An 11,270-nucleotide genomic window follows, 5' to 3' on the forward strand; every position below is an offset into this window, starting at 1 on the left:
AACTCGTGAACACGGTTTTCATGCCCCGGGCAAAGTTCGATCACTATCGGCGGTCGATGACCAGCACTCAGAACCGCGGCGGGCACCGGCGGGTGGCCGGCAGCGCCCGGTGGACCCGGCACGTCACAGTTCCGGCCGTGCCACCAGAGGTTTCCGGCCAATGTGTGTCCGGAACGGAACCGGGCCCCGCACCACCTGAACGGTGGTACGGGGCCCGGGAGTTGTCGGGGTGTACGAATCAGTGTTGGACGAACACCGCCACGGTGCGGCCCGGCACGGTGAAGGTGCCGGTCGCGGCGTCGAAGCCGGACCGCTGCACCACCCGGTCCGTCCCGCCCGCCTGGACGGGGTGCAGCGCCTGGCCGGTGCCCGCCAGCGCCGGCACGGTCTGCGCCTGCGCCGTGGGCGTGGCGTTGAAGACCACCGTGACGCCCTTCTCCGCCCCGGGCAGCCCGGTGCCGTCCAGGTGCAGGGTGATCACCCCGGGCGTCTCGCCGGCGGTGCCGGAGAGCGGGTAGGAGAGCCGCTGCTGGACGGCGGCCAGGGTGGGCAGCGAGAACAGCGGCGAGGACTGCTTGATCCGCAGGAACTCCCGGTACTGCGCCGAGGCCGCCCGGATGTCGGCCACCCCCACCGTCAGCCTCGGGTCCGCCAGCAGGGACCGGGCAGCCGTCCACTGCTCCTGGTTGTCCTTCGCCATCGGCAGGCCGCGGCCCCAGCCGTTGCCGTCCGCCGCCCCCGTCGAGGGGTCGGGCCAGTGGATCGCGTTGAACCAGTCCCCCGAGTCGTAGGAGTTGGAGTCGAGCGACTTGGAACGCAGCAGGTCGCTGCCGGCCTGGGCGAAGCCCGCGCCCTGGGTTAGCGCGGTGAGCGAGAGCCCGAACGCCTGCATCCGGGCCCGGTCGGCGGGCGCGGTGCCGGTCGGCAGCTTGTACGCGAGCGCGTCGAAGAGGTCGGTGTTGTCGTGGGCGTCCACGTACTCCACCGCCTCACCGGGCTTGGCCGCGTACCCGGTCGGGGCACCGTTGTAGTCGACCTGGGCGCCGGTGACGGACTTTCCGGAGCTGTCGGTGAAGGAGTAGCCCGCCAGGTTGCCGGTCAGCCCGACCTTCAGCTGGTCCATCTGGTGCAGCAGCCGGGCCTTCTGCTCCTCCGGGGTGCCGTTCGCGGCCGAGCCGTTCGGGTCGGTGTACAGACCCGACGCGAAGCCCTGCTGCTGGGCGGAGTTCAGCATGAAGTTGCCGCCGCGGGCGGCGTCCCGGAGCCGGTCGTCGAAGGTGGCGATGCCGGTGCCGGCCATGTTCTGCTGGGTGGCCTGCTCGAAGCGGGCGTTGTTCGCGACGACGCCGAAGTTCCAGCCCTCGCCGTACAGGAAGACGTTCCTGCCGTCCACGCCGTCCGAGTCCGGCGTCATCTTCCGCAGCGCGGCCTGCACGTCCAGCATGGTGGACTTCGGGTCCAGGCCCATCAGGTCGAAGCGGAAGCCGTCCACCTTGTACTCACGGGCCCACAGCGTCACCGAGTCGACCACCAGCCGGTTCATCATGGCGTGCTCGGGCGCGGTGTCGGAGCAGCAACTGTCCGTCGTCACCTTGCCGTTGGCGTCCAGCCGCTGGTAGTAGCCGGGCACCACCCGGTCCAGCACCGAGTGCTCGGCCTGGCCACTGGCGGCGGTGTGGTTGTAGACCACGTCCAGCACCACCCGCAGCCCGGCCGCGTGCATCGCCTGCACCATCTGCCGGAACTGCACGGTTCGGGCGACGCCTCCCCCAGCCTCCGGCCGGGAGGTGCCCCCAGGATCGGTGGCGGCGACATAAGAGCCCTCCGGCACGTTGTAGTGCAGCGGGTCGTAGCCCCAGTTGTACGCGTCGTCGGCGGCCACGGCCGCCACGCACTCCTGCTGCTTCGGGCCGTCCGGCGGAAGGGACTTGAGGTCACAGGCCGGCAGCTTCTGGTCCGCCCGGTTCTCCCGGATGGTGGCGATGTCGAAGGTCGGCAGCAGGTGCACCGTGGTCACCCCGGCCTTGGCCAGCTCCCGAAGGTGCTGCATCCCGGCCGAGTTCGACTCGGTGAACGCCAGGTAGGTGCCGCGCTCGGCCGCCGGGACGGTGGGGTCCTCGACCGAGAAGTCCCGGACGTGCAGCTCCTGGATCTGCTGCTGCGCGGGCGGGACGGCCGGCGGGCGGGCGTGGTCGTCCCAGCCCGCGGGCTTGAGCGCCTTGGCGTCGAGGTCGGCGACCAGACTGCGCCCGGAGTCGGTGGAGAGCGCCACCGAGTACGGGTCGGTGACGGTGTTGACCACCAGCTGCTGCGTCGAGGGCGCCCAGACCTTCACCTGGTACAGGTAGTACTTGCCGTCCAACTCGCGCTTGTCACGGACGACTTCCCACACCCCGGTCTCGTCGTCCAGCTTCAGCGACAGCGTCTTCGGGGTGCCCCCGGTGGCACTGTCGAAGACCTGGACGGAGACCTCCTGCGCGGTCGGCGCCCACAGCGACAGCGCCACCTTGCCGCTGTAGTAGGCCGGTCCGAAATCCACCTTGCCGGTCCGCCCGGCGTACAGGTCGTCCAGCACGCCCGGGATCTGCACCCCGGTGGCGGCCGGCACGGCGCCGCCGGGCAGGTGTTCGGTGAACAGCAGCTGGCTGCGCAGCGCGGCCGGGACGCGGGCGGCGTCCCGGGTGTCCACGGTGAAGGCCCGGTAGCCCGCCAGGTGCGGGTACTTGGCCTTCTGCGCGTCGGTCAGCCCGCCCTTGACCGGGGTGAGCCGCAGCCACTTGCCGGGCTTGGTCAGCGTGCCCCGGTCCGCCCGGATGCCGCCCTCGGGGTCGTACACCAGCTGGGCGCTGGTGCCGCCGGCCAGGGCGTCGTCGCCCGCGCCGAAGTTCGCCGGGACGACGACGGTCCTGGCGTCGATCCACTGGGCCTTGGCGCCGGTGAGGTCGATCTGCGAGGAGGCGGCCGGGTTCTGCGGCAGCAGGTAGCCCTCGCGGCCGCCGAGGATCCAGACCTCCTTGCCGTTGACGGCGAAGTCCAGTGACTGGTCGGCGGGCAGGTCCTTGTCGTTGCCCCTGTGCAGGATGTAGCTGAGGCTGGTCGCCCCGGGGGCCAGCGGCACCTCGAAGACGGCACCGAAGGCGTCGCGGCGCGCGGGCAGCAGCGGCTTGCCCCAGTCCGTCGGGGTGGCCGCGCCGGTCCAGTCGTGCAGGCCCCAGCCGTCGTAGTCGCCGTCGGCCCGGTTGTAGTGGATGACGGCGGTGTCGGCGGGCTGGCTGTTCACCGGCCCGGGGTTGGCGGTGCGCACGGCCGGGTCGCCCTGCTTGAGCCACACCTCGCCGGTGCTGCCGACGTCGAGGTGCCGGTCGGCGTCGACGTCCTTGACGCCGTCCTTCTCGACGATGAACCCGACGTCCGAGGCACCGGGCTTGAGCCGCACGTACGCGAAGGCGCCGTACGCGTCCCGCCCGGTGAAGGCGTGCCCGGCCGGCCACTGGGTGGCCTCGCCGTCGGCGAGGTCGCCCCAGGCGTAGAGGTTCCAGCCGTCGTAGTCGCCGTCCGGCCGGTTGTAGTGGACGACGGCGTACGGGCGCGAGCCTGCGGTGGGCGCCGGCTTGGGCGCGGGGGTGCCGGTGGTGAAGCTCGCGGTGGCGGAGCGCAGGTGGCCGCTGGAGTCCTGCACGACGGCCTTGTAGCGGACCACCGTGCCGGGGGCGACGGCGGCCAGGTCCTGGGTGACCGCGTACTTTCCGGTGTCGGCCGTACCCAGCGTCTGCCAGGGCCCGTTGCCGATCTGGGCGGCGAAGCTCACCCGGTTGAAGCCGCCGCCCGTCGTGGCGCCGACCGTGACCAGCCCGGTCGAACCGTCCGCCGGCGGCTGCACCGACAGCTGCGGCGCGGCGCCGACGGCCGCGAGCCTGCCGCCCGCCTTGAACACCACGGAGGAGAGGGCCGGCACGGTGACCGTCACCTTGCGGTCGCCGCCGCTGGTGATCCGGTCCCCTGCGGACGGATAGATCCGGTCGAAGCCCATCCCCGCCGAGAAGGTGTCCAGGGTGACGGTCTTCGCCTCGGTGGCGTTGTTGACCGCGACCAGGTACTCGACCTGCTGCCCGGCGTCGATCCGGGAGAAGGCGTACACGCCCGCGCCGTCGGCGGCGTAGCGCTCGATCTGGGCGCCGTCGGCCAGTGCCGGGTTGTCCCGGCGCAGCTTGGCCAGCCCGGCGATGCCCTGGTAGAGCTCGCCGCCCTGCCCGTACCGGTCGGCCGGGCCGGAGGGGCCGCCGAGCACCCGGTCGCCGTTGTACGAGGCGGTCTTGGAGGCGAACAGGTCCTGCCGGGCGTCCTTGTCGCCGCCCGCGCCGGTGAAGCCCTGCTCGTCGCCGTAGTAGACGACGGGCTGGCCGCGGGTGAGGAACTGCAGCTCGTTGCCGAGCCGGTCCTTCCTCAGCAGGGTCGCGTCGTCGGCGCCCGGGTTGTCGGCGAGCAGGAAGGAGCCGAAGCGGCCCATGTCGTGGTTGCCGAGGAAGGTCGGCAGCTCGTACGCGTCGGTGTCGGCGCTGGTGTAGCGGTAGTCCTGGGCGTAGACGTCGGCGAGGTTGCGCGCCGAGCCGCCCTGCGAGACGTAGGAGCGGGCCGCGCCCTGGAACGGGAAGTCCAGGGTGGCCTGGAGCCTGCCCTTCGTGACGTACGGCGAGGTGACCGCCGGGTCCCCGGAGTAGACCTCGCCGAACATGAAGAACTTGCGGTTGCCCTGCTTGGCGGCGAAGTCCTTGAGCGCGGGCGCCCACTGCTGCCAGAACGCCATGTCGACGTGCTTGACGGTGTCGATCCGGAAGCCGTCCACGCCGGCGTCCTTGACCCACTGCTGGTAGACCTTCTCGAAGCCCTTCACCACCGTGGGGTTCTGGGTGTCGAGGTCGTCCAGGCCGCTGAAGTCGCCCTCGGTGGCGGACTCGCCGACGAAGGTCGAGTCGCCCCGGTTGTGGTACAGCGCCGGGTCGTTGAGCCAGGACGGGGTCTTGGCTCCGGCGTCGGCCGGGTTGCGGAAGACCGGGGTGTAGGGGAAGGAGTCCTTGGTGATCTTCGGCCAGGGGGCGCCCGCGTCGGCGACGGCGGTCTCGTCCACCGGGTTCCCGTCCGCGTCGAGGGTCGGGAAGGCGCCGGTGGAGCGGTAGCCGTACTGCTTCTCGGCGTAGTCGATGACGTCGGCGGTGTGGTTGGTGATGACGTCGAAGAAGACCTTGATGCCGCGGGCGTGCGCCTTGGCTATCAGCTCCTTGAGCTGTTCGTTGGTGCCGAAGTGCGGGTCGACCTGGGTGAAGTCGGTGATCCAGTAGCCGTGGTAGCCGGCCGAGGCGTCGGCCCCGCTGCCCTGCACCGGCTTGTTCTTGAAGATCGGGGCCAGCCAGATCGCGGTGGTGCCGAGGTTCTGGACGTAGTCGAGCCGCTGGATCAGTCCGGCCAGGTCGCCGCCGTGGTAGAAGCCCTTGTCGGCGGGGTCGAAGCCGTTCTCCAGCCGCCCGCCCGTGATGCCCCCGGTGTCGTTGGCGGCGTCGCCGTTGGCGAAGCGGTCGGGCAGGACGAAGTAGAACTGCTCGCGGGTGAGGTCGTGCCGCCCGGCGGTGGCCGCCAGCGCGGCGTCCGAGGGCGGGGCCGGCGGGGCGGCGGCAAGGGCCGCGGGGGCGCTGCCGAGGGTGGCGGCGGTCAGTGCGGCGGCCAGCAGGACGGCCGTGCGGCCGGGCGGTCTGCGGCGGCCGGTGGTTCGTCGGGCAGTGCTCCGTCGGGGGCGGAGCGGGACATCGGCCACTGAGGGCTCCCTTAGGGGAAGGGCGATCGATTTCCCAGGAAGCTAGCGGCCTGCAATATGTTTCAGCAAGATGCAGAAACCGTTTCGTGCCGGGAAAATCCAGGTGGGCGACCGTCTCCGACCACCCCGATTACTTCCTCTGGAGCGACGGGCGTGACAATGGGACCCATGTCCGTCCCACCGGTACGCACCGAACCCCAGAGCACCCCCTACCCCGGTGGGAGCCGGCCCGTAGCCCTCAAGGGGGACGGCCGGTGAAGAATCCACTGCCAGAGGATGAGCAGACGGCTACGAGTGGTCTGGCAGACTTGCCGTCCATGGGGGAACCGACCGAGATCCAGCGAGGCGACGCCGGGCGCGCCGAAGCGGCCAGTGGTAGCGGTTCCGAAGCAGCGAAGGCCGTCCCCGGCCGCCTGCCCGACGGAACCACCCGCGCCGCCCAGTCCCGTACCGCCGCGCTGCGCGAGCGCATCAGCGCCCAGCGCCGGTCGCCGGCCCGGCCGCGGATCTGGTTCGAGCTGGCACTGATCGGGATCAGCTACTGGATCTACTCGATCGTGCGCAACGCGGTTCCCGAACAGGAAGCGATAGCCCAGAAGCACACACGCTGGATCTGGGACCTGGAGCAGCACCTCGGCATCGCCGTCGAGCACTCGATCAACCACGCCGTGGACAGCGTCGGGTGGCTCATCACGGGCATGAACTACTACTACGCCACCCTGCACTTCGTCATCACGATCGGCGTGCTGGTCTGGCTCTACCGCCGCCACCCCGGCCGCTACGTCGCGGCCCGCTCGGTGCTGTTCGTGACCACCGGGATCGCCCTGGTCGGCTTCTACTTCTTCCCGCTGGCCCCGCCCCGGCTGATGACCGACGGCGGCTTCATCGACACCGTGAAGGCCCACGGCACCTGGGGCTCGATGGCCTCCGGCCCCGCCGCGCACGTCTCCAACCAGTACGCGGCGATGCCCTCGATGCACATCGGCTGGTCGATGTGGTGCGGTCTGGCGATCTTCTTCCTGGCCCGCCGGACGTGGGTGAAGGCGCTCGGCCTGATGTACCCGGCCGCCACCCTGGTGGTCATCGTCTCCACCGCCAACCACTTCTGGATGGACGCCGTCGGCGGCGAGCTCTGCCTGGCGCTCGGTTTCCTCACCGCCCGCTGGCTGTACCACGAGTGGGTCTACAAGCTGCCCAGGGTGCCCGCCCGGGAGACGGTGGCCGAGCAGCCGATCACCGTCCCGGAACAGTGGAGCGAGCCCGCGGTCAGCACCGTTCGCCGCTAGCCGGCCGACCTCCCGAAGGGGCCCCGACCGGGGCCCCTTTCGCGTACCCGCCGGAGCCGTGGACCTGCCCGGTCAGTCGGAGCCGTGGACCACCCCGGTCAGTCGGAGCCGTAGAACAGCCGGACCACCACCGCGCGGGCCCGCCGGGTGATCCGCCGGTAGTCGTCCAGCAGCTCGCCGCTGTGCCCCGAGCCGTACCCGAGGTAGCGGGCCACTCCGGCCAGCTCCCGGGCCTCCCCCGGGAAGCTGTCCCCGGGCCGCCCGCGCACCAGCATCACCGCCGCCCGCACCCGGGAGGCCAGCACCCAGGCCGTGTCCAGCACCTCGGCGTCCTCCGGCTTGACCAGCCCGGCCTCGACGGCGGCCGCCAGTGCCGCCCTGGTCCGGGTGGTGCGCAGGGCCGGCACGCCGTGCCCGTACCGGAGCTGGAGCAGCTGCACCGTCCACTCGACGTCCGCCAGCCCACCCCGGCCGATCTTCGTGTGGGTGGTCGGGTCGGCCCCGCGCGGCAGCCGTTCGGCCTCGATCCGCGCCTTGATCCGGCGGATCTCCACCAGGTCCCGCTCCGGCACCCCGGTGCCCGGGTAGCGCAGCGGGTCGATCAGCTGCCGGAACCGCGTGCCCAGCTCCTCGTCCCCGGCCACCGGCTCGGCCCGCAGCAGCGCCTGGCTCTCCCACGCGTGCGACCAGCGCCGGTAGTAGGCCGCGTACGAGGCCAGGGTGCGCACCAGCGGGCCGCTGCGGCCCTCAGGCCGCAGGTCGGCGTCGACCAGCAGCGGCGGCTCCGTGGAGGGCGCGCCCAACTGGGTGCGCAGCTCGTGGCAGACCGCCTGGGCGGCCCGGGCGGCCTCCTCCTCCAGCGAGCCGAGCAGCGGCTCGTGGACGAAGAGCACGTCCGCGTCCGAGCCGTAGCCCAGTTCGTGGCCTCCGAAGCGGCCCATCGCGATCACCGCGATCCGGGTCGGCAGGTCCCCGTGCTCGGCCTCCCACCCGGCGACGCAGGCGCGCAACGCGCCGCCCAGGGTGGCGGCGTTGAGCGCCGTGAGCGCCTCCCCCGCGGCGTCCAGCGCCTCGGCCGGGTCCTCCCCGAGCCGCCCGAGCACGTCCGCGGCGGCGGTACGGAACAGCTCCCGGCGGCGCACCGAGCGGGCGGCGGCCACCGCGGCGGCGGTGGACCCGGCCCGGCCGACGGCGGCCCGGATCTCCCCCTCCAGGGCGGCCCGGCCGCGCGGCTCCAGACCCTGCGGGTCTCCCAGCATGGCCACCGCCTCGGGGGCGCGCAGCAGTAGGTCGGGGCCGAGCCGGCCGGCCGACAGCACCCTGGCCAGCTGTTCGGCGGCTGCGCTCTCGTCCCGCAGCAACCGCAGGTACCAGGGGGTGCGGCCGAGCGCGTCGGAGACCTGGCGGAAGTTGAGCAGCCCGGCGTCCGGGTCGGCGGACTCGGCGAACCAGCCGAGCAGCACCGGCAGCAGGGTGCGCTGGATCGCGGCCTTGCGGCTCACCCCGGAGGCGAGCGCGCTGATGTGCCGCAGCGCGGCCGCCGGGTCCGCGTAGCCCAGCGCCTCCAGCCGGGCCCGGGCCGCCTCCGGGGTCAGCCCGGTGGCGCCCGGCGGCAGTTCGGCGACGGCGTCGAGCAACGGCCGGTAGAACAGCTTCTCGTGCAGCCGCCGGACCTCCACCGCGTGCCGCTTCCACTCGCGGTGCAGCGCCGCCACCGGGTCGGCGCGGGTGTCGTCGTTGATCAGCGCCGCCAGCGAGCGGGCCAGCCGGCGCAGGTCCTCGGCCCCGGTGGGCATCAGGTGGGTGCGGCGCAGCCGGTACAGCTGGATGCGGTGCTCCAGCGAGCGCAGGAAGCGGTACGCGGCGTCCAACGAGGCGGCGTCCGCCCGGCCCACGTACCCGCCCCGGGAGAGCGCGGCCAGCGCCTCCAGGGTGTTGCCGCTGCGCAGCGCCGGGTCGGTGCGGCCGTGCACCAGCTGGAGCAGCTGCACGGAGAACTCGACGTCGCGCAGGCCGCCCGGGCCGAGCTTGAGCTGGCGGTCCAGCTCGGTGACGGGGATGGAGTCGACCACCCGGCGGCGCATCTGCTGCACGTCGGCGACGAAGTTCTCCCGGGCGGCGGCCTGCCAGACCATCGGGGCGAGCGCCTCGACGTACGCGGTGCCGAGCTCCGCGTCCCCGGCGACCGGGCGGGCCTTGAGGAGCGCCTGGAACTCCCAGGTCTTGGCCCAGCGCTGGTAGTAGGCGAGGTGGCTCGCCAGGGTGCGCACCAGCGGGCCGTTGCGGCCCTCGGGGCGCAGGTTGGCGTCCACCGGCCAGATGGTGCCCTCGCCGGTGGTGTCCGCGCACAGCCGGGTGAGGGCGGCGGCCAGCCGGGTCGCGGCCTTGAGCGCCTCCAGCTCGTCCACCCCCTCGCGCGGCTCGGCGACGAACACCACGTCCACGTCCGAGACGTAGTTGAGTTCGCGGCCTCCGCACTTGCCCATGCCGATCACCGCGAGCCGACAGGCCTCAGCGGCCTCCGGGTCGTGCTCGGCGGCGAGGTCCAGGGCGGTCTGGAGGGTGGCGCCGGCCAGGTCGGCGAGTTCGGCGGCGGTCTGCGCGAGGTCGGCGGTGCCGGTGAGGTCGCGGGCCGCGATGGCGAGCAGGCAGCGGCGGTAGGCGACGCGCAGCGCGTCCGCCGGACCGCGCTCGCCGGTGCGCACGCCCTCGGTGAGGGCGCGGCGGAAGTCCTCCGGGCCGGGGTGCATGTCGCGCAGTTCGAAGGTGACCAGCACGTGCCAGTCGTGCGGGTGCCGGGCCAGGTGGTCACCGAGCGCGGTGGAGACGCCGAGCACCCCGAGCAGCCGGTCGCGCAGCGGCTTGGAGGTGGTGAGGGTGTCGCGCAGGATGTGCCGGTCGGCCTCGTCGGCGGCCTCCAGCAGCCGGGCCAGGCCGAGCAGCGCGAGGTCGGGGTCGGCGGTGGCGCCGAGCGCGTCCAGCAGCAGGGGGTCGTCGGCCAGGCCCTCCAGCCCGGGGCCCTCCAACAGCCGCACCGCCCGCGCCGGGTCGGTGAACCCGCGCCGGACCAGCCGGTTCTCCGGCCGGCTGACCCGGCTTCCGGCCCGCTGCTCCTCCATCGCCATCGGCCCCTCCATCCGTCCGCCCCAGCAGGTTACGCGCCCCTGGGGCCCGCCGCCGGGCGGCCCACGGGCCGGGCCCGCCCGGTCACCGGTCGGCCGGGCGCAGAGGCCGGGCGACGGCGTGGCGTGTCGGCTTGCCCACCGGCTCACGGGCGCGGTGGAGTACGCGCATGACCAGCCAGGACGTCCCCGGCGGCGGCCCCCCTGCCAGGTGCCGCCCTGCTCCGATCCGCCCCCGCCGCCATCCGAAGGGAGGACCGGTGGCGCCCGAGCATCCGACCGAGGAGCGAACCCCGCGCCGCCGCCCCCACCGGGTCGCGGCCGGCGTGCTCGGCGACCTGCTGTTCACCGTCGGTGTGCTGCTGGCCCTGCTGGTCGTCTACTCGCTGTGGTGGACGAACCTCGCGGCCGGCCGGCACGCGGACCGCTCCGCCGAACGGCTGCGCCAGGCCTGGTCGGCGGCGGCCCCGACGGCCTCACCGACCGGCGCCGCGAGCACCGCCGCGCCCCCGCCGTACGACGCGGGCGGCGGCATCGGCTTCCTCCACGTACCGGCCCTGGGCGCCGGCTACCAGGTACTGGTCAAGGTCGGTGCCGACGAGAACACCCTCGCGGACGGGGTCGCCGGCGTCTACACGGCGCCGTACCCGTCGGCCATGCCCTGGGACGCACAGGGCAACTTCGCCCTCGCCGCCCACCGCGACGGGCACGGCGCGAAGTTCCACGACCTGGACCGACTGAAGCCGGGCGACCCTCTGGTCGTGGAGACCCGCGACCGCTGGTACGTCTACCGGGTCGACGCCACGCTGCCGGAGACCTCCAAGTACGACACCGGTGTCATCGCCCCGGTGCCCACCGGCTCTCCGTACGCCGAGCCCGGGCGCTACATCACCCTGACGACCTGCACGCCGGTCTACACCTCGCTGTACCGGATGGCCGTCTGGGGCAGTCTGGTCCGGGAAGAGCCGATGGACCCGGGCCGCACGCCGCCCGCCGAGCTGCGCTGAGCCGGTCCGACGAACACACGGCCGACGGGCGGTGCGCCGTGCGCGCACC

Annotated in this window: 4 protein-coding genes; 2 read left to right on the forward strand and 2 right to left on the reverse strand. The window is 73.1% G+C overall.

The window, feature by feature from the left end:
• Positions 1-238 precede the first annotated feature (238 nt).
• Entirely contained in the window at positions 239-5,806 is a 5,568-nt protein-coding gene (gene pulA / locus ACFU7Y_RS10340; protein WP_380767333.1) for a pullulanase-type alpha-1,6-glucosidase, read from the reverse strand.
• Between the two features lie 317 nt (positions 5,807-6,123).
• Here pulA and ACFU7Y_RS10345 point away from each other — a divergent pair, with 317 nt between their 5' ends.
• A complete protein-coding gene (locus ACFU7Y_RS10345; protein ID WP_224285169.1) occupies positions 6,124-7,092 on the forward strand; it encodes a phosphatase PAP2 family protein in 969 nt (322 codons plus the stop codon).
• A gap of 98 nt (positions 7,093-7,190) precedes the next feature.
• Here ACFU7Y_RS10345 and ACFU7Y_RS10350 read toward each other — a convergent pair whose 3' ends face one another.
• Entirely contained in the window at positions 7,191-10,217 is a 3,027-nt protein-coding gene (locus ACFU7Y_RS10350) for a bifunctional [glutamine synthetase] adenylyltransferase/[glutamine synthetase]-adenylyl-L-tyrosine phosphorylase (protein ID WP_380767335.1), read from the reverse strand.
• A 257-nt stretch (positions 10,218-10,474) separates the two neighbouring features.
• On the opposite strand from ACFU7Y_RS10350, the gene ACFU7Y_RS10355 reads away from it, so the two are divergent.
• On the forward strand, positions 10,475-11,221 hold the full coding sequence (locus tag ACFU7Y_RS10355; protein ID WP_380767337.1) for a class E sortase: 747 nt from the start codon (positions 10,475-10,477) through the stop codon (positions 11,219-11,221).
• The last annotated feature ends 49 nt before the right edge of the window (positions 11,222-11,270 follow it).

Origin of the sequence: Kitasatospora sp. NPDC057542 (assembly GCF_042801945.1) — a bacterium.
Classification (GTDB): Bacteria; Actinomycetota; Actinomycetes; order Streptomycetales; family Streptomycetaceae; genus Kitasatospora.